This is a genomic window from Haloarcula rubra (assembly GCF_019599465.1).
GTDB classification, from domain to species: Archaea; Halobacteriota; Halobacteria; order Halobacteriales; family Haloarculaceae; genus Haloarcula; species Haloarcula rubra.
In genome coordinates this window covers 119,288-137,545 of record NZ_RKLR01000006.1, presented here as the reverse complement: position 1 = coordinate 137,545, position 18,258 = coordinate 119,288, and the positions used below count along the sequence as shown (strand labels likewise).

Below are 18,258 nucleotides of genomic sequence, written 5' to 3'. Positions count from 1 at the left end.
GAGTCGAATTGTCGGCATGTAGTGTTCAGGCAGAGTATGCTATACCAGGATTCCCAGACTACACCGGCGAATGCGAATACCATCACACGGACACGCTGCACGAGTCCTGTAGGAGGAAACCGCTGGGATGAGTTATCAGAACCCAGTTCGTCCCCAACGGACGAGCACCAAGGTACCCATCCCGGCAATTAGAGCGATGAGAACGTTCTCTGTGCTGCGAGCGACGAGAACGACGACGATTCCGGCGACCCACTCAGCTGGCCCGCCTTCGAGGAGACGAATCGTGAGGATAGAAACGATAATCCCTCCTGGGAGAGCATCGAGCGCGTCCCGAGTTGATTGCCCCGGTTCGATTCGGTCGATCGCCCAGAACCCACCTGCTTTCGTCGCGAACGTGACAACGCTCATCCCGAACACCACCATCACTGCCGTCAGAGAAACCTCAGCGACCATCTTGGATCACCTCGACCAGACACGCAGCGATTCCACCAGCCAGGATATACCACCGGCCTGGAAAGATCGTCTCGACCGTGAGCGCAACGACGACAGCGAAAGCCCAGGGGGCCAACGAAGTTCGGCCATCCCAGAACCCAACGAGGAGAGCAAGAAAAATCGCAGTCAGGACGAACCCCAATCCGTAGGTTTCCGGGTTAGCGATACGACCACCTGCAACCGCGCCAATAGCAGTAGCCAACACCCAGAAGATCCAGATCGCAAGCCCGCTGCCCAGAAGAAACGCGCCACGTCCGGTGCCCTCTCTGAGATCTTCGATTGTCAGGGCCCAATTTTCGTCGGCCATGAAAAACAGGCTCACGTAGGCTTGCCGGGACGAGAGACGCGTGAACCACTGCCGCAACGACGCCCCCATAAGCAGATACCGAAGGTTCACGACGAACGTCGTTCCGATTACGGCGACGGCGGGAATTGGCCATTCCCAGAGTCCAACGGCGATCAGTTGTGCTGCGCCGGCCAAGACGGTAGCGCTCATCAGGACTGCAGTCACGACACTCAGACCGGCCTCACGTGCGAGGACGCCGAATATGAGTCCGTACCCACCGACGCCGAGCGCAACGGGGACACACGAGACGAACCCGGACACAGCGCCGCTCCGGGAGAAACGTAGTTCCTCGCCGTCTCCCGGCACCGACTCCTCGTCACCATCCTGTACCGTCACGGTAACTGTGTCAGCGTCTTCGCGAGACATCCTCTGGTTTCGTCACCAACTGTATTCGGACATGGCGCTTGTGTTCTTGATGGAGTGCGTCTGCTCTGTTCGGCGTATCGGAGGTTCTCCTGAGACCGACCGAACGGGAGGGGACTGCTCGATATGAATGTCGTTGTGGCCTCTTCGAGATCGGTCCGTGATTGTGTAAGCTCGGGTTCGCCCTGCTTCCTGCAAAGTGGCTAATCGATGGCGATGGCGCCTCGTTACTACCTTGATCGGTGCCTTGTCTGAAGAGGCCATCCGAGGAGAGATCTTGCCTCATCGTGATTCGCCCTCCGAAGAACTCATCCAGAGGTATCCGTTCCCACGTTTCTCACCCTCAATATCACTCTCGTCAACGAGCGACTCGAGTACCTGGCGCGTCTCTCCGTAGCTTAGATCGTACACTTCTGCGACTTCTTGCGTCGCGACGGAATCGTATCGATCGATGAACTCTCGAATCTGCGGTAGTTCGGCCCGTTCTAGCGACGGCGCGATTGCTCGCAATTCAGCGTCTAGACGCTCGAAGGGTTGGAACCCCGACACGCGACGTTCGCCGTCTGGACCCTTGACGTGGTATGTTGGGAAGGCACGAACACCCGACTGCCGTGTCTCTTCGAGATCCTCTCGAAACTCCTCTAAGGCACTTCCATCTTCCACGGCCGTCGTGAACGCTGGCACATCCAGCCCGACTGACCTGGCGATTTCGAGTTGCTCATCGCGACGATTGACGTTCCGAACCTCCGTTGCGAACGCCTCCCGGAGTCGCCGCAGATACCGATGGCCCTTGTCACGACTTTGCTGGCGGGCAGCAACGTATGCGATGCTCGCGGGGTACGTCGACTTCGCCGGGTCTTCGTCGAATATCGTCGTATCGACCGGCATCCCGTGATGCTCTGAGGCTTCGCGCCAGTGTGGGGCGACTTCGCTCGGTTCGGAGATATCGTTCGCTGCATCGTAGAACTCATCGAAATCCTCAATGAGTCCGCCCATCACGAACCGCAGTTCAAGCTGGTCACCGTACACTGTCTCTAGGTGCCTGATGATTGGCTCTGAACCCCAACACCACGTGCACATCGGGTCGGTGAACTGGGTCAGTGTGACCGTCGCATCTGTCGTTTCTGTCATACATATCTACTGTCGAATCCGACATCAATATATTTCAGACACCGGATACTAAATCAGGTTTCTTGCGGAATACCGGGATGAGATGCTGAGGTAATCGTATAATCACAGTGACTAAAATGAAATTCACCAAAGATATTAGTGTCAAAGCAGAGTAGTCTTCTCCTCGCCTATGAGATTCCAGTTGACTGACGAGCAACGACATCTCCGTAGCGAGGCCCGTGAATTCGCACAGGATATCATCAAACCGCGATCAAAAGAGTTGGATCAGGCCGGGGAGCATCCGACTGATATTATGGATGAACTCAGCGACTTCGGCTACACGGGCCTCACGATTCCGGAGGCCTACGGCGGACTGGGTCGAGGAGCTACGGACCTCGCGATTCTGATTGAAGAACTGTCGGCCGCGCTGATGTCTGTCGCGAGTACCTTGGGCCTTCATCTCGGTGTCGCCGAGGTCATCCAACAGTTCGGAACCGACCAGCAGCGAGAGACGTATCTTCCTGAGATGGCAGCCTACGATACGGTCGGTGCGTTAGGACTCAGTGAGCAATCTGCAGGAAGCGACAAACTGCAGATGGAGACAACGGCTGAGCAGGATGGCGACGAGTGGGTATTGAACGGGCATAAGCAATGGATCACCAACTTGCTCCACGCCGATTACGTGCTCACGTACGCGAAGACTGGCTCTGATTCGGAGAGTCCGCATAACATTACCGCGTTCCTTGTGCCGACAGACGACTTCACCGTCGACGAGGTCTGGGATACCCTGGGTGCCCGGAGCGTCAAATCGCCGAGAGCGACGTTTTCAGACGTTCGAGTGTCTGACCAGCAACGGGTAGGTGAAGTGGGCGAAGCCTACGTCCAGCGCAGCAAGCTACGGACTGGAGTGAACGTGCCAGCCCGCGGTGTCGGTATCGCTCGTGCCGCTCTCGACGATACGGTTGCCTACACGAGTGAACGAGAACAATTTGATCAGTCAATCGGTGAGTTCCAAGGTATTCGGTGGGAAGTTGCGGAGATGGCAGAACGTGTCGACGTCGCTCGATTGCTGACGCTCCGGGCAGCCGAGCGTTCTGATCGAGGTGTCGACACCACTCGAGCGTTCAGTATGGCGAAGACTGCTGCGACCCAGGCAGCTGTCGATAACGCAAATAAAGCGATACAGTTCCACGGAGGAATCGGCTATACGACCGAACAACATGTCGAGCGGTACCTCCGTGACGCGAGGCTCCTGACGATAGCCGGCGGACCGAACGAGGGTCACAAGGATACGCTCGCCGAGGCGGTATACGACGAACACCCACGCAAATAGTATCCGAGACTCGGTGAGTTCGATATCAGATCTGGTCGAAGCCGGATTACCTACACCGTCTGCCGATTGCCCTGCACCGTCCAATCTTAACGAATCTATTCTGAGCGTAAATTATCCAGTCCCTGTTCGAGATCGGCGATCAGATCATCGCTATGTTCGATTCCGACTGGGAGGCGAATGAGCGACTCCGAGATCCCGGCGTCGCGACGTTCCTCGGGAGGAATAAAGGAGGCAGACATCGACCACGGGTGGTCGACAAGCGACTCGACCCCACCGAGACTCACTGCTGTCCGGAACAGATCGAGTTCCTCGACCACTGCTCTCGTCTCCGCATCGGTCGCATCCAACTCGGCTGAGACGACCCCACCGAAGCCATCCATCTGGGCGCTGGCGAGATCGTGTTGTGGGTGTGACTCGAGACCCGGATAGTGTACCGACCGAACGGATGGGTGTTCATCGAGGAACTCCGCAACTACGGCCGCGTTGGCCTCATGCTGCCGCATCCTGAGAGGGAGCGTCTTCGTGCCCCGAAGGACGAGATATGAGTCGAACGGCGACATGAGATTGCCCATCGCATACTCTTGTAATTCTGCGACACGATCCGCAAGAGCGGATTCGTTCGTTGCGACCGCGCCACCCGTCGAGTCGCTGTGTCCATTCAGATATTTCGTGGTGCTGTGGACGACGAGGTCGGCCCCCTGGTCCAGCGGTTGTTGAAAAATCGGTGTCGCGAACGTATTGTCTACACACAACCTGACCTGGTTGCGCGTGGCTATCTCGGCAATAGCGTCCAAATCACAGAGTTTCAGTAACGGATTCGTCGGTGTTTCGACCCAGATGAGAGATGTATTTGAGGTAACCGCTTCCTTGACAGCTCCTAAATCAGTTGCGTCGACGTACTCCACCTGAACATCTAACTTGGTGCAGAGCAGGTCCTCGAACAGGAGTCGTGTGCCACCGTATATGCCGTCGAAAGCGACGACCTGATCTCCGGAGTCACACAGTGCTAGGGCCGCCGTCGCGATAGCAGCTGTCCCAGAGCTGAATGCAGTGGCATAGTCCGCACCCGTTAATGCGGCGAGTCGATTTTCTAGCGACTCCCGTGTTGGGTTTCCGAACCGGGAATACTTGTAGCCGTGACCTGACTCCCCTGGCTGTTCCATCTCGTGGTGTGTCGCGACATGGATCGGTGAAACGATATCCCCCGACGAGACACTGAGGTCAGCCTCCTGCTCACCCGCGTGGATAGCGTCTGTCTCGGGTTTCGGATTGTCTGTCATGGTCACTACGAAGGCCGGGGCTGCTGATTGGTCTGCCGATCAGTCTCATTCGATTCGTAGACTTGGATGAGACCATCGTCACGGACGACGACGAGGAATCTCTCGTACCGAAATGTGACTGTCATGGAGTGATGCACCACGTCTTCGTCGGGCTGGGGCCACGAAAACATCTCTTTCAACGCATCGATGTCGATCACCTCGTACAGTGGCGGCAGATTGGCAGTCCTATGACCAGTCCCACCTGCGCTCTTGATTGCAGAAATGATCGCCCCAGAGAGTTCTTCCTGTGAGGTTGGACCGAACCGGTTTCGGGAAACCGGTTTCAACTGTGAATCGACATCTACAGGGAGGTGGTCATCGTAGCGCCGCTCTTGATCGCGTTGTTCGGTCATTCTTTGGTCGAATCAATGTTGAACAGCCAATTACCGCCACAGAACCCGGTGACAGCGTTCTGTATCAGTCCGATTCCTGCGATACCCGCGATTGCCGCGACAGTTCGGCGTCGTGCGCGAAGGGCCCCGACTGCAATGACGATCAACCAGATGCCGAGGACACCTCTCCCAATCCGTTCCGAATCTGAAATATTCTGACGCATCGCTAACGCTCTATCTCCATACCCGGCGGAACTGTCTCCGTGGTTGTATCGGGTCGTCGACTGCGTTGTGCGATTTGCAGCTGGATGTCGGTTTCCATCATAGCTTCGTTCGCAATTTCACTTGCCGGGGCAAAAGTCTCAGGCGGGTATTAGTAAATCAGGTTACACGGACGAAACCACTCCTGTTCACGTTAATCAGATCCGAAAGAAGTCATTCGGCCGTCGCACAGTCAGGGTTCGCTCGCCTCTCCGGTGGGGTTCTCCTCGAACCACTCTTCGAGTTCCTGTTCGTAGGCTTGCCACTCGCTGAGAATGTGCACATACTCCTTGAGAGCCGCCTGTGTCCCCCTGTAATTCGCGATCCATTTCAATCGATTTTCCATCGCCTTCTGACAGAGCTCGGTCTCGTCGTACCAGTCGTAACCACACTGGACCATCAGGTTGTGGAATGCCGACCAAAACCCAACTTGTAGCGGGTTTTCTTGCGTTTTCTCGCCGACGACCGGCAGCGGAGTGGAGAATTCGCGGTGATACTCCAATGCGAACTGCGAGAGCAGTGACTTCATCCTGTACTCCCACCGTCCGCCGAGCTCTCCCCGCGTGTCTTGCTGCTGTTCCAGCAGACTCTGGTATCCAAGCTCGTCGTATCGCTGCAAATCCCACGATTGGAGTCCATCGAAATCGGCCCAGTACTCGGATTCAGTCTCAACAAGTGCGTCAGGATCACCATCGAAGACGATTCGCACTAGTCCCCCGTCTGGTCCCGACTCGTACTCAGCGAACTGACTGTATCGCCAGAACCATCCGTTGGTCCAGAAGTCGCTTTCAAGGAATCTGTCCCATGCGTCGACCAGATACTCTCTGATGAAGCGGTCCTCATCCGTGGGGGTGACGAACTCGAACTTGAGTGTTGCACCGATCATGTGTTGTTCTCAAAGGGTGTCTGATACAGCTCTACCAAATGGCCATGCTGGTTCAATCAAGACCACCCTGCAGCGACGACGATGACGTACGCGAACAGGTTGTTCAGCATGTGCATCAGGATCGCGCCAGTGAGATTGTCGTACCGGAGTCGGAGCGCGGCGGGTAGTATCCCCCACACCGCGATGAAGATGGTGCCAGCGACGCCGAAGTTCGGCAGGTGGATGAGTGCGAAGAGCGCAGTCATCAGGGCGGTCGCACTCACAGGTCCAAGGCCACGTTCAGAGAGAGTCTCGAGGACAAGCCCACGATAGAGAAGCTCTTCAGTGACAGGTGCCAGTACGACCGCACCGATGAGAATCGTCGACACCGCCACCGGATTGTCCAACGTGTACGAAAGGCCCTGGAGTTGGTAGCCAAGAGCTCTGCTCACTCTCTCGGTGACCTGGAAGACACCGAGACCAACGACGAACGCGAGGATCGCTGCAGCAAGTTCCCGTATCGAAGGGGGGCGGAACGCAAACACACGAGCCCGCTGCTCAGTGTCCAGAAGTCCGAACATTAGTGCGACCACGAACAGGTTCACGACCCCGTACACCAGATAGCCATTTCGCACCGAATACGCACCGGCGGCCATGCCTGTCATTGCGCCGTGGATGATGTACAGCCCCGAGACCAGCGGTACGGGGAGTATCGTTATCGCGAGCACCGTCCAGAGTCTATTTCCGACTGGTTCATCGACATAGAGTGTCGAGACGAGTTGCCGGAACGAGCGGATTTGGGTCATCGATGTTCCTCCAGTACATCGGGAACAGTCTGCAGTAGTGTCCGGAGGTGATCAGCATCGTCTACCTCCCGGAGTTCGGCTGTCGGAATCGCAGTCACGAACCGGCGAACGTCCTTGATCGGGACGCCAGCCTCCGAAGCAACGTTTGCGTACAATCTCGCCAACAGCCGAGAGCCGGGAGTTCCATGGAGGAAGACAATTGGTGCGCCATCCGGGTCGCCATACTCGGTGTGGGCCACCCGCTGGTTGCTCGCCAGTTGGAGGAACCCGGAATCATCGCCCGTCGTTACTGTATCAGTCGATCGGGCTGCATGCCGGTTCATACGTGATCGGGTGTCGAACGAGATGCGTGGGTGGTCCCACCGAGTCGGTCGCGGTCGTGCGCTGCGGGCCAGTCGATGTCCGGCCCGACCGGAACGAACCCGGTCGGATTGATGTCCTCGTGGCTCCGGTAGTAGTGGTCCTTCACGTGCTCGGCCACACACGTCTCTTGGACACTCGGGTGCTGGTAGATATCACGGGCATACGGCCAGAGATTCTCGAAGTCGACGAGCCGCTGCACGTTGCACTTGAAGTGCGTGTAGTAGACCAGATCGAACCGGAAGAGTGTGGGGAAGAGGAAGATATCGGCGAGTGTCAGTTGATCGCCGGCCAGGAAACGCTGGTCCTGAAGGACATCGTCCCACCTTTCCAAACCTTCGAAGAGCGTGTCGACGGCTCGCTCGTACTCCACCTGATTTTCTGCGAACCCCGCCTCGTACACCCCGAGGTTTATTTTGTCGTGGATTTCGCCGATAATCGAATCGATCTGGTCCTGTTTCGCCTCGGGATACAACTCGATATCGTGCGAACTGGCCGAGCCGAACGCTTGATCCAGCATCCGGGCGATATCCGCTGATTCGTTGTTGACAATCGTCTCCGTCTCCGTGTCGTACAGGACCGGTACGGTAACACGGCCGGTATAGGCGGGATCAGCCGACGTGTACACATCTCGGAGATACTCAAACCCGTGCACCGAATCCGGTGTACAACCGTCCTTCGACGGTGTGAATTCCCAGCCATCGTCCCGCCGTACTGGGTCGACGATGTCCACCGAGATTACGTCATCGAGTCCCTTCAGGGTGCGGACGAGAGCCGCGCGGTGTGCCCACGGGCAAGCACGAGAGATGTACAGGTGGTATCGATCCGGCTCAGCCACGTACTTCGCCTCGGGGTGCTCGGATGGGTCCCTGATCCAGTCATCGAACCCCTGACTATCGTGTCCACGTTCGGGAGCGGTGATCCACTCCCCTTCGATGAGCTTCCCCATATTATACGCCCCCAAGAACAATCGCAATCTGACGACCGATACCCGTGTTGGCGATTCTATCGCGCATCATAGCTCAGCGTCGAGCGTCTATCAACTAATGTTTCAGGCAGCACACAGGATACCAGGTGTAGCTGACCGTATCTGGAATCATACGGTTTCAGGTGGCCTTCCGTGAAATGGGAACCGATGGCGTCGAGAGTGTCAGGTATAAAGATCAGTGGACCGGATTCATCCGAGAGACCTCTAGCGGGACTAGACACCGACTGACAGAGAGTATCGACGTCGAGACAGGGTGGCCTATCGTCGAACGAAAATGAATGGGCGGTCAGCGACCCAGTCTGCGGCGTCTATTTCGGAGCGAACCGATTCTTGGAGTCGATCCGTCTCCTCGGGGGCGTACGAGAATCCGTTCGACCGGAACTTCTCGATCCAGTACTCCCTCGGGGCCTCGTTCACGTGATGGGTCCCTCTGAGCCCGGGTGGGGCGGCAGTAAAGACCACGCGTGGCGCCGCTGCCGTTACGGTCTCGACGAGCGTGTCGGCGAATCGCGACGGGATGTGTTCGGCAGTCTCGATACACAGCGCCAAATCATAGTGGTCGTCAAGTTCCAGCGGCTCACGGAGGTCGTGGATAGTGAGTGCATCGGCGGGTATCTCGGCGTGCTCCCGGGCTTCGGAAAAGCCTTCGACGCCGTGTACTGTCGCGCCATGAGCTTGGAACCCAGTGAGGTACCGGCCGAGTCCACACCCGAAGTCGATCACAGAGTCAGGCTCGTACTCTCGATACAAGACGTCGGCGACGGCGTGGGCTTCCTCGGTTGGCGTGGTAGAAACCAACTGAAGCCACCGGTCACCGAACCCATAGATAATGTCGGGAGTAGCGATGCCGAGCCTGTCAGCCTTGACGAGCATCCATTTGCCGATTGTGGTGATGGACGAGCGCACACCACGATATTCGAATTGTGATACATCACTACATGTCGCTTACTCGGTATCGTCCGCCGCTACCCACCCGACGACACTGGAGTGGAGCCTACTGACGCATCCGATGAAGAGTGTCTCTCAGCCTCGCCTGTCGTAATAAGGGCATCCTTCTCGGGCATCTTTCGACCCCCCTATGATTGAAACACCTTGTGACTGACTAACCAACGGACTGTCGGATATGTACCGATCGTCGGTTATGTATCACCCCGCCGCCGCCGATGCACGGGCGCTCCAGCTACAGCAGCCGACGGCTCCCCTACTGTACAGATTGTGTGCGTTACGACACACGCAGCGCTCTCGTGTCAGATGTCTCGACAACAGGTGTGACATGTGTACGAGTCGTTCTCCATCCGTCATTTCGTGACCACTCGACACAGATGCTTACAGCCATCCTCGGGTGTTCGCTGCTGCCAGTCTGCCGGTGAACGATACGCGCGATTTTACTCGCTAACGTGGACGGTTGGGAGTGGCTGGTAGCGACCACAGAGCTATCTTGTTGGGGAACCAAAATTATAGGATGGCAGACGATAAGAGCGGTCGAGACAAGCAAGCACAAGACGCCGAGAGACGCCAGCAAGAGCGTGAGATGGACGCAGAACTAGAGCGTGGCGACGAAATAGAGCCACCGGTGGACGCGGGAGCACTCGCGGATGTTGAGGCGGAACTCGAAGAGCTGGCGTTCCCGGCGACCGGAACCGAGGTCGTTGCGGCGATGGGCGATTACGAGTTCGAATCGGCCGAGAGGAGCTACACTATCGGAGAACTAGTCCCAGAGACGGACGAAGAGACGTTCGACTCTCCAGACGCCATCCGAGTGCAGATACTGCGGCCGACAGTTGCCACGGCCATGAAACAGATCGTCGAAGCCAGCAAGACGCTCTCGAATACGGAGTTCAGTTGGACACAGCGCAAAGCGTACGAGATGACGTTTCAGGAACTCGAAGCGATCGACGCTGATGACGACGACGAAGGAATCCAAGCTATCGCCGACTGGATCATCGAACGAATCCACGACAAAGAAACGCTCCCGTCGTCCCGAGCAGTACGCCGAGAAGCGGCGAAGTTCTGTCGGGCGAACGGTTATCAGGTCCGAAACGACGAATGGCTCGGGATATAGACCGCCGATCTGGACCGTCGTTGCAATGATTGCTGTCACGCGCTGAGCGTGAGTCCAACCGCTACAGCCTGTTCGACGACGTCCGAGCTACAGATTGCCTGTAATAAGCAATCGTCTCCGAGTCCCGATTGCGGTCGGAACGTACCGATTATTTGCCCTTGGCCTCGTTTCGATGCTCGAAACCGCCCGAGTTAGGCCGTGAGCGATCGTTCTATGTTTTTGACGGCACAGGCCTCGTCTAGACGTGGAGCAATAGCCCGCTTTTTCACTAATGAAGCCAGGAATTAACCGCTCAGTTGACCTACGAATGTAATGGTTCGCTCCTGAGCAACGAGCGTGAGTTACGGCCACTCGGCTGGCAACTCGTCGGCGTGGTCGTCTATCAGCTCGAGAAGCGGCGCGATGTCGTCGAAGTTCGACCCCCGGCGAATCGTCTGCGCCTCGTGGTTCCAGTCGATATACCCCTTCTCAACCAGTTTGGGCAGGTGTGAATGGTGCAATTGCAGTTCCAGCTGTTCGGGGTCGTCTTCATCCCCACTGATCGACGCGAATTTGTTTCGGGTAAATTCGTTTATATCGCGTGGATTGTGGTCGGAGATGGCGGTCAAGATTCGTCGGCGGTACGGGTCTCGTAGGGCGTCGAACATGCTGTCGAGTGACGCCGAGTCGGTGGTTCGTTGCATAGTGGTGGCTCGTAGTGCGGAACGCGGAGACTCGCTGATACGTTCCACGTGACGACCACGCGAAGAGAAAACGGGGTAATCCCTGCACGTCCGGTACACCGGCTCAAGCGGCCCCTTCATCGTCGGGGACAAACGCACAGTATGAAACTGTGATTCCGTAGTATATAATCATAACCTGTACATATAAAGGTGGTGCAGATCAAGTACTCCTCTCCGTCGTAGAAAACAGAGAAACAAACGATACATTCATTTTCAGTACTGGCCGATATTAGAGAGCGATCTCGACAGTTCTCACGGTCGTTTTAACAGTCTAGATGGTCGCTTTACTCGGCGACCGATGTCGGTCAGGTCGGCATACGCTGGCCTGTCCAGTTAGGGTGGTATCGTGAACAGCGACGGCGGTATCGATAGCGTACGTAGAGTGTGGTTAATCGTACCCGTAGACACGAAGCGGGACACGCTATCACTGTCGAAGAACTGGGAGCGACAAATCGAATCATCGGTGGCGTCGCCGTCGAAGGCCACGATGCCCTACAACAGACTGGTTTTGATTTCGAATCTGGCACCACCATCGTCGCTTTCCATGGCTGTAATCGACCAGTCGTGGCGCCGGACGATTTCGTCGACGACGGAGAGCCCGATGCCCGAGCCACCACTCATACCCTTGGTTCCGATCTCGAACAGTTCTTCCGGCGTCGCCGTATCGAAACCCTCCCCATCGTCGTCGACGTAAAAGCCATCGAGATAATCACCCATGTAGCATGGCCCGACCTCGATCCGGGACGCTGACGTGTGGGTGAGAGTATTCTCGAACAGTTTCTCGAAGATCGTCTGCAGGAGTGACCTGTTGGCTGGAATGCGTTCCATCGATGCAGTGTGGAGCGTCACTGCGTCGTCGCCGACGATCCGCCAGGCATCCTCCGCGACGGAGTCTACGTCGACCATCGCCATCTCTGTGACCGTATCGTCTTCCTGTACCAACCACAGTGTGTCGTCGACGACGTCGTCGAGTCTGTCGACGTTGCGTTCGACGGCGTCTAACTGTGACTCGTCGCCCGAATCGCGGTACAGTTGCAGTTGCCCGTGAATGACCGTCAGCGGATTCCGGAGTTCGTGGGACAGCACCCTAGCCAGTCGCTCCAGACGGTCCTTCTCTTCTCGTAGATTTCCCCGCAACTTCTCCGTCTCCGTCCGCTGTTCGACGAGTCCAGTTACGTCCTGGATGGCACCACGTGTCTTCTGAACGCGGCCGTCGTCTATCTTTGCGTCCCCCTGAACGCGAACCCACCTCACGTTCCCCTTTGCGGTCACGAGTCGGACTTGGAGACTAAACTGTTGGCCCGTCTCGAGTAGTGTCTCGAGTTTCTCCCGGATTTGCGACCGGTCTTTCTCGTGGTAGAACCCCAGTGCGTCGTCGACGGTAGGTTCGTATTCGAGCGGCAGTTCGTGAATATGGTAGATCTGTTCGGTCCACCGCAATTCCTCGCTGTCGATGTCGTACTCCCACCCACCGATATCACCGAGTTCCTGCGTTCGCTTGAGCAACTCGCGATGGCGATGCAGCTCCATCTGTGCCCGGTTGTTCTGGACCGTAGAGATGATCCGGTGCTTGAGTACTGAGCGGTTTGCCCCAGGGATAGACTCGGAGAGACAATCGTCGACGGCTGAGAGAGCGGCTTCGCTCGTCGTCCGGGCCTGAGAATCGGTCAGCGTCAGCATGACGGGCGTCTCTGGCCACCGGTTCCGAGCGATTCCGACGACTTTGTTTAGTGTCGCATCGTCCAGCGCCCCAGACACTATCACACCGTCGACCGTGTCGGGAATGGCCGCTGGATCAACATTGGGCAGTTCGACTGCCAGTTCGACATCGAATATCGGAATCGAGTCGAGTTCGGAAACGATGTCCGGCAGTTGGCCGTCGTCTTCTGCGACGAACAGTAACTTGTATCGGCTCGGTTCGGTCACTTAGTCGTAACCCCGCCGGTGGCCGATATAAGCCTATCCGTCACAATTTCAGGCGTGAAATCGTTCGTGACAACGACAGGATTAGTTGTCTCAAGAGTAGCCGATTGCTCGGAGTGCCTTTCGTTTTCACTCCGCATCAATGGTCTACCCTCATAAACAATACTCGCCCTAGTCAGCTATGTGAGCGACGTGGGACGATGGTGAGGTCCACGGACGGGCCAAGCTTCACACGTACCGGAATCACTGGACGACTGTGAGTGGTCCGCCATGCGGGGCGCGTCGCCGTCGACGGCACAGAGAGACAGCCCCCGCAATGGAGTACTGCCGATAGATCTCGACGGGAGACGATAGGTAACACTCGGCGAGGCGACTCCCGAATCCGGTACGACTGCTTGGCTTGCGTTCACCACGTTGTTGACTCCGTAGCTGGTATCGTCGAATGCCAGCGCTACGGCGGCGAGCGTCACGTTCCAACCGGGAGTCACACCTAGCGTGCTTTGGCCAGTGAATCTCATGTGGCCTCGCATTCAGGAGTCTGTTCCAGAAGAACGACTGAGCCCAGTCGGGGGTTGTCGACACCGTCCCACCGAAATGGCTTCTATACGGCGCTTTGGCGCTCAACCCCGTGTTGCGTCTCGGGAGGGGGTGCCGCCAGAAGTACTTCGTGAGTTCGCGACGCCCGGATGGTTAGAAGACTAACCAACATCGTCGGATGTTTCGGCCGAGTGTTGGTTAGCTGGTCGTCGAGTTACTTTCCAGACAGCGTTCCTGCCTCGGATCACTCCCGACCCACGGCGCAAGCGGTGCGAATTGTGGCAAATCGTAGCGTTCGAGAAGCCTCAGTCGTCAGACTCTGCTGGTTCTCTCCCGGCAGGTGGTCCGCGGAGTCGCCGGTGGAGTCGGAGAAGTTCTGCGCCGACCACCTGCCGCTCGATGAGCACGAACCCGGCGACGACGACCAGGAAGCCGACGCCAGTCCAGACTGAAACGGGCGAGTCGAGCAGTAGCCAACCGCTGAGGGCAGCGAAGACCGGCACGAAGTACGCGACGAGGTTCGTTCGGACCGGCCCGACCCGCTCGATGAGTCCGAAATAGATGGCATACGCGACTGCTGTCGACGGTATACCGACGGAGAGTAGACTCAGTACCGTCACGGAATCGAGCGTGAGCAGGTCCGGTTGTGGTTCTCCGAGCAGAAGACTGCCAGTGTGGAGGATACCCGCACCACCGGCCATGGCCCACGCAGTCAACGAGACACTCGGCATCCGTGGCTGGAGGCGCTGGAGTAGGACGCTCCCGAGGGCGACGGCCCCGGCGGCGCCGAGGACGAGCAACTGTCCAACCGCGCTGGCATCGGTGATCGTCGACGGCGACGGCTGCACGATGATGACGACGCCGCATAGCGCGACCCCGATTCCGACGGCACCGAGTGCGGAGAGTCGGTCCCCGAGCAACCACCACGCGAACACGGGAGCGAGTATCGGGTTGAGTCCGTACATCACCGACGCTGCGGCGGGTGTCGTCGTGACCTGCCCGAGGAACAACAGTCCGTTGTTGAGGGCCACCAGAAACACCGCACCAGCTCCGATACCGAGGTAGTCGCCGCGGGTTTTCGGCACCCACGTCGACCGGTCGTTCGTCAGAGCAATGTACGTGAGCAAAACGACGGCCGCGACGTCGAACCGCAGACCTGCGAACAGGAGCGGTGGCAGCTCACGGAGCCCGGTCTTGATCGCGACGAACGAGCCGCCGAAGAGGGCGGCGAGGAGCACGAAGAGTGCAGCATCACGATAGCGTGGTGAGTGTACAATTTTGGACCAGCGGGCAGTGGACACGAGATAGATACCCGCTCGACAGATAAGAGCACTCGGGAAACAGTGTGGGATGGACCGCCACGCGTCCGTACTGACACCGTGACCGACGCCGGATTAGGGTGACTGTCTGTCTGGTGCTACTGGTTCACGCTGGGTTCCAATGCGGCGAGAAGCCCTCGACGCGAATATAAACAGTGTCATCAGCCGACTCGATATAATTATCGACGAGAGTTCTTCCGGTGTGTCGCCGGTTCCCTCTGAGTGCGGATTGGAACCTCTAATGCGACACTCGGCAGAAATCCGTTGGTCCGATTCCGCCGCGTTCACGCGTGGGAGGAGGTCAGATCGCGGTACCAGTATACGGTTTTTGTGGGGAGTGGAGCGACGTCTCGGGTTCCTACGGCAACTTCATCTCGTATAGTACCATATTGGTGGGTATATGCCCACCGTTCAGACAGACGACATTGAGACCTACTACGAAGTGCGTGGAGGTGGCCCGCCTATCGTCTTCATACACGGTGCACTGTCTAATCATTCGGCAGCAGTACGACAGGTGGAGGCATTCAGTGACACATACACCGCCATTGCATACGATCTCCGAGGCCACGGCAACACCACGAACCCTCGGCACGCACCGTATACTATAGATCTGCTGGCAGAGGACCTCCAGTCGTTCATTACCGAGATAGGTCTTGAGCAACCGGTTCTCTGTGGGGTCTCGATGGGTGGTATGATCGCCCAAGTCTACGCAAGTCGCTACCCGGATCAGCTCAGCGCCCTCGTACTCGCCGACACTTTCTCTCCGGCGTTCCTCGGCCGGCGCGACCGCATCGAGCGATGGACGCTGTTGAATGCTACGGCGGGACTCATTCGTGTCGTAGGATACAACCGTGCGAAGGGTCTCATGTTGTGGTTCGGACGCAAACTAGAGCGCAATCAGACGACAAGTCTCCGTCCGGGCGCCTTCCCGGATATGCATACCGCAGACGCCGTGAATGCCCTCGAGGCGGTTGCCGGCTTCCACAATACCGACATTGACCTCTCCTCGATCACCATCCCGACACTCATACTCTACGGGGAACACGAAACCTCCGTCATCAGCCGCCACGCTCCGACACTATCAGCAAAAATTCCTAACTCGACTGTCCAGGAAGTCCCCACCGCAGGCCATGCTTCCCCCTGGGATAACCCTGAGTTCTTTAACAGCACAATTCAAACGTTTCTCGCTAACCAAACGCCGATCAAAGCCTAGTGACACCCCCCGCCGTGAACGGCCGGATTCTCTCGCTGAATCAAGATAGAACGATATTTGTCTTACTGCCTATCCTTCTGTATCCCGCATCGCCATCTTGTGTGATTCTGAGCTATCGAGAGGACGATGCTGATTACAGTTCGCGTCTCGGTCACGACACGGCCCCTGTCATGCCGACGGAGACACGAATCATGCCTCAGAGTATTGCTGTCGATACTGCACCGAGCAACTGTTGATCACTCTGGCTTTTCGCTGTCATCGATCAGAGATGAGACGATAAGTCGCTTGATTCCACGCCGAAGGAGACCGCTGGCGGCAGGTTGAGAGATATCCAGATTGGTGGCGACCTCGCTGAGAGTTGCGTTCCGTGGTTCTTCGAAATACCCTTTTTCGAATGCAACGAGGAGTGCTTCTCGTTGGCTGTCGGTCAACCCAGCGTCCGTGTTACCTAAACTATCGTATTCGTTCACGCGCAGTAGATCTATATCAATGTCGTTCTGTTGTGCGTAGTCCCAGAGATGGATCAGATTCGTTCGCTCGGGCATCCATATCGTCAATATCCAATCCTCTCCTTCGTTCTCCATTTCGAGGATGACGCCATTCGCGGTCGAAATTACTGGTGAGAGGAGCTTCGCTTCGTCCGTATACTCAAAGCTATAGATCGCCTCCTTGTCTCTGGTTTCAATAACTCGTTCGAATTCCCCGATGGTGCTATCATTCCGCAATCCGTCTTCGAACTGAGAGAAGTCTGATGACTCTATATGATAGAAGAATTTTCCCGACGTTGGGTCAGTTCCTGCTTCTGACACCGACCTGACTTTCGAACTTCGGTCGTGAGTGACTGTTTCTGTAAGTACTATATCAGGATGTTTGACACGGACGACCGCTTTAATATCTATCATTGTTCTGTATGGTGGTAATTTACAGCGTGGAGTGTAGTACAATCAATACTTTGAGTTCCATATTAAAAACACATATCGTGATGTTTGCTACTGGGTCGTAATGGTAGCAGTGTGGTGGCTTAAGTGAGTCGGTTAGTCGTGATTTCGTCATTAAAAGATACTGCTCAAGTACTTACTTTATTTACGTCAGTCAGACAAAGATGTTCAATCAGGATTGACACAATCTACCTGAGCCGACTATTTCGGCGCATTCGTTCGCGGCTATCTCGATGTTGCAACACCGTGATTGAACAGCGTCGCCCAGATACTCTCGATCCGACTGGTTACGAACGACGGGATGCCTCCGGCAGGGAGATAGAATTTCGATTCGATAGCTCTGCCTCGTTCGTCGGCATGGATTCTCTGTGTCATACAAACGAATAGAGGGGGCGTGACCGCATTGTTTTGTAGCTTAATTCTATAACCTATTTATACGGACTTCAGAAAATTTCATACTTTCACGGCCCCTCTCTCACGACGCCCAGTGGGAGCGATGAGAGTAGGGGGCGAATAGAAAGAACGGCAAGTATCGCGGAAAACTCGGTTTCCAGTATCTTCGAGAACGTCGGGGAATAGCGGTCTGCTTCGCTAGCACACCCATCCGGCCGTTCGACGAACCGAGGCAGAACAGATTTCTAAGCGTCGATCTTTGATCGATACTTATCGACCGAGCGTTCTACCCCCAGAAGATTTCAAAGAGGGCGTTTCTCATCTGCTACAGGCTACTTTGTTCCTATAAGACGAATATTTCTGTTGGCAGCCGTATTTTATTCGTATTTTTGCCTTCTTAGTCCCACATTTCACACTCTTCTCAGGGGTATCTCTCGTCAAATTTTCGAGAAGGTTACAACCAATCGTAGACGCCGAAAGTGTTTGTGAGTCGCCCGTGAGACCGCAAGCGCTTGTACGGACGCGTTCTTTTGAAAATGGATGGTTCGGACCGGAGCAGCGACCAGATAGTCAGCC

General features: G+C 56.4%; 18 protein-coding genes. 3 read left to right on the top strand and 15 right to left on the bottom strand.

Annotated elements, in window-relative coordinates; all coding sequences use genetic code 11:
• Positions 1-135: 135 nt before the first annotated feature.
• The 3 genes from EGH21_RS15190 to EGH21_RS15180 form a co-directional block, all read right to left on the bottom strand.
• Positions 136-453, bottom strand: coding sequence for an AzlD family protein (locus EGH21_RS15190; protein WP_220619329.1), 318 nt, complete (start codon positions 451-453; stop codon positions 136-138).
• A complete protein-coding gene (locus EGH21_RS15185; RefSeq protein ID WP_220619328.1) occupies positions 443-1,204 on the bottom strand; it encodes an AzlC family ABC transporter permease in 762 nt (253 codons plus the stop codon). Before EGH21_RS15185 ends, EGH21_RS15190 begins: the two co-directional genes overlap by 11 nt.
• A gap of 279 nt (positions 1,205-1,483) precedes the next feature.
• Positions 1,484-2,332 carry a DsbA family oxidoreductase gene (locus EGH21_RS15180; protein ID WP_220619327.1) on the bottom strand — a complete coding sequence of 283 codons (849 nt, stop codon included), beginning with the start codon at positions 2,330-2,332 and terminating at the stop codon, positions 1,484-1,486.
• 169 nt (positions 2,333-2,501) lie between these two features.
• On the opposite strand from EGH21_RS15180, the gene EGH21_RS15175 reads away from it, so the two are divergent.
• Positions 2,502-3,644, top strand: a complete 1,143-nt coding sequence (locus EGH21_RS15175; protein WP_220619326.1) for an acyl-CoA dehydrogenase family protein — start codon at positions 2,502-2,504, stop codon at positions 3,642-3,644.
• Between the two features lie 95 nt (positions 3,645-3,739).
• Here EGH21_RS15175 and EGH21_RS15170 read toward each other — a convergent pair whose 3' ends face one another.
• The 8 genes from EGH21_RS15170 to EGH21_RS15135 form a co-directional block, all read right to left on the bottom strand.
• The gene (locus EGH21_RS15170; RefSeq protein ID WP_220619325.1) at positions 3,740-4,924 is read right to left on the bottom strand and encodes a trans-sulfuration enzyme family protein; all 1,185 of its coding nucleotides are present in this window, start codon (positions 4,922-4,924) and stop codon (positions 3,740-3,742) included.
• Between the two features lie 5 nt (positions 4,925-4,929).
• On the bottom strand, positions 4,930-5,316 hold the full coding sequence (locus EGH21_RS15165) for a HalOD1 output domain-containing protein (protein WP_220619324.1): 387 nt from the start codon (positions 5,314-5,316) through the stop codon (positions 4,930-4,932).
• Positions 5,313-5,519: a YgaP-like transmembrane domain gene (locus EGH21_RS15160; RefSeq protein WP_220619323.1), complete on the bottom strand. Its 207-nt coding sequence runs from the start codon at positions 5,517-5,519 to the stop codon at positions 5,313-5,315. The genes EGH21_RS15165 and EGH21_RS15160 overlap by 4 nt, the downstream gene beginning before the upstream one ends.
• Before the next feature lie 230 nt (positions 5,520-5,749).
• Positions 5,750-6,442 (bottom strand): hypothetical protein, encoded by a 693-nt coding sequence (locus EGH21_RS15155; protein ID WP_220619322.1) that lies wholly within the window; start codon positions 6,440-6,442, stop codon positions 5,750-5,752.
• 56 nt (positions 6,443-6,498) lie between these two features.
• A complete protein-coding gene (locus tag EGH21_RS15150) occupies positions 6,499-7,227 on the bottom strand; it encodes a CPBP family intramembrane glutamic endopeptidase (protein WP_220619321.1) in 729 nt (242 codons plus the stop codon).
• On the bottom strand, positions 7,224-7,550 hold the full coding sequence (locus EGH21_RS15145) for a hypothetical protein (protein WP_220619320.1): 327 nt from the start codon (positions 7,548-7,550) through the stop codon (positions 7,224-7,226). The genes EGH21_RS15150 and EGH21_RS15145 overlap by 4 nt, the downstream gene beginning before the upstream one ends.
• A complete protein-coding gene (locus tag EGH21_RS15140; RefSeq protein WP_220619319.1) occupies positions 7,547-8,536 on the bottom strand; it encodes a glutathione S-transferase family protein in 990 nt (329 codons plus the stop codon). Before EGH21_RS15140 ends, EGH21_RS15145 begins: the two co-directional genes overlap by 4 nt.
• Before the next feature lie 297 nt (positions 8,537-8,833).
• A complete protein-coding gene (locus tag EGH21_RS15135) occupies positions 8,834-9,481 on the bottom strand; it encodes a methyltransferase domain-containing protein (protein WP_220619318.1) in 648 nt (215 codons plus the stop codon).
• A gap of 556 nt (positions 9,482-10,037) precedes the next feature.
• Here EGH21_RS15135 and EGH21_RS15130 point away from each other — a divergent pair.
• Positions 10,038-10,637, top strand: coding sequence for a DUF5789 family protein (locus EGH21_RS15130; RefSeq protein WP_220619421.1), 600 nt, complete (start codon positions 10,038-10,040; stop codon positions 10,635-10,637).
• 341 nt (positions 10,638-10,978) lie between these two features.
• Here EGH21_RS15130 and EGH21_RS15125 read toward each other — a convergent pair whose 3' ends face one another.
• From EGH21_RS15125 to EGH21_RS24565, 3 genes are all read right to left on the bottom strand, one after another.
• Positions 10,979-11,368, bottom strand: a complete 390-nt coding sequence (locus EGH21_RS15125; protein WP_220619317.1) for a DUF7344 domain-containing protein — start codon at positions 11,366-11,368, stop codon at positions 10,979-10,981.
• Between the two features lie 483 nt (positions 11,369-11,851).
• Positions 11,852-13,285 carry a PAS domain-containing sensor histidine kinase gene (locus EGH21_RS15120; protein ID WP_220619316.1) on the bottom strand — a complete coding sequence of 478 codons (1,434 nt, stop codon included), beginning with the start codon at positions 13,283-13,285 and terminating at the stop codon, positions 11,852-11,854.
• Positions 13,286-14,124: 839 nt separating this feature from the next.
• The gene (locus EGH21_RS24565) at positions 14,125-15,057 is read right to left on the bottom strand and encodes a DMT family transporter (protein ID WP_328765657.1); all 933 of its coding nucleotides are present in this window, start codon (positions 15,055-15,057) and stop codon (positions 14,125-14,127) included.
• Positions 15,058-15,538: 481 nt separating this feature from the next.
• On the opposite strand from EGH21_RS24565, the gene EGH21_RS15110 reads away from it, so the two are divergent.
• On the top strand, positions 15,539-16,351 hold the full coding sequence (locus tag EGH21_RS15110; protein WP_220619314.1) for an alpha/beta fold hydrolase: 813 nt from the start codon (positions 15,539-15,541) through the stop codon (positions 16,349-16,351).
• A 236-nt stretch (positions 16,352-16,587) separates the two neighbouring features.
• Here the strand turns inward: EGH21_RS15110 and EGH21_RS15105 are convergent, their stop codons facing one another.
• Entirely contained in the window at positions 16,588-17,253 is a 666-nt protein-coding gene (locus EGH21_RS15105) for a helix-turn-helix domain-containing protein (protein WP_220619313.1), read from the bottom strand.
• Between the last annotated feature and the right edge of the window lie 1,005 nt (positions 17,254-18,258).

Bases quoted from the DNA above. Each gene is read 5' to 3' on its own strand.
- EGH21_RS15160 (WP_220619323.1), bottom strand. From the start codon at position 5,519: ATGCGTCAGAATATTTCAGATTCGGAACGGATTGGGAGAGGTGTCCTC.
- EGH21_RS15105 (WP_220619313.1), bottom strand. From the start codon at position 17,253: ATGATAGATATTAAAGCGGTCGTCCGTGTCAAACATCCTGATATAGTA.
- EGH21_RS15110 (WP_220619314.1), top strand. From the start codon at position 15,539: ATGCCCACCGTTCAGACAGACGACATTGAGACCTACTACGAAGTGCGT.
- EGH21_RS15165 (WP_220619324.1), bottom strand. From the start codon at position 5,316: ATGACCGAACAACGCGATCAAGAGCGGCGCTACGATGACCACCTCCCT.
- EGH21_RS15190 (WP_220619329.1), bottom strand. From the start codon at position 453: ATGGTCGCTGAGGTTTCTCTGACGGCAGTGATGGTGGTGTTCGGGATG.
- EGH21_RS15155 (WP_220619322.1), bottom strand. From the start codon at position 6,442: ATGATCGGTGCAACACTCAAGTTCGAGTTCGTCACCCCCACGGATGAG.
- EGH21_RS15170 (WP_220619325.1), bottom strand. From the start codon at position 4,924: ATGACAGACAATCCGAAACCCGAGACAGACGCTATCCACGCGGGTGAG.
- EGH21_RS15185 (WP_220619328.1), bottom strand. From the start codon at position 1,204: ATGTCTCGCGAAGACGCTGACACAGTTACCGTGACGGTACAGGATGGT.
- EGH21_RS15140 (WP_220619319.1), bottom strand. From the start codon at position 8,536: ATGGGGAAGCTCATCGAAGGGGAGTGGATCACCGCTCCCGAACGTGGA.
- EGH21_RS15130 (WP_220619421.1), top strand. From the start codon at position 10,038: ATGGCAGACGATAAGAGCGGTCGAGACAAGCAAGCACAAGACGCCGAG.
- EGH21_RS15180 (WP_220619327.1), bottom strand. From the start codon at position 2,332: ATGACAGAAACGACAGATGCGACGGTCACACTGACCCAGTTCACCGAC.
- EGH21_RS15145 (WP_220619320.1), bottom strand. From the start codon at position 7,550: ATGAACCGGCATGCAGCCCGATCGACTGATACAGTAACGACGGGCGAT.
- EGH21_RS15175 (WP_220619326.1), top strand. From the start codon at position 2,502: ATGAGATTCCAGTTGACTGACGAGCAACGACATCTCCGTAGCGAGGCC.
- EGH21_RS15150 (WP_220619321.1), bottom strand. From the start codon at position 7,227: ATGACCCAAATCCGCTCGTTCCGGCAACTCGTCTCGACACTCTATGTC.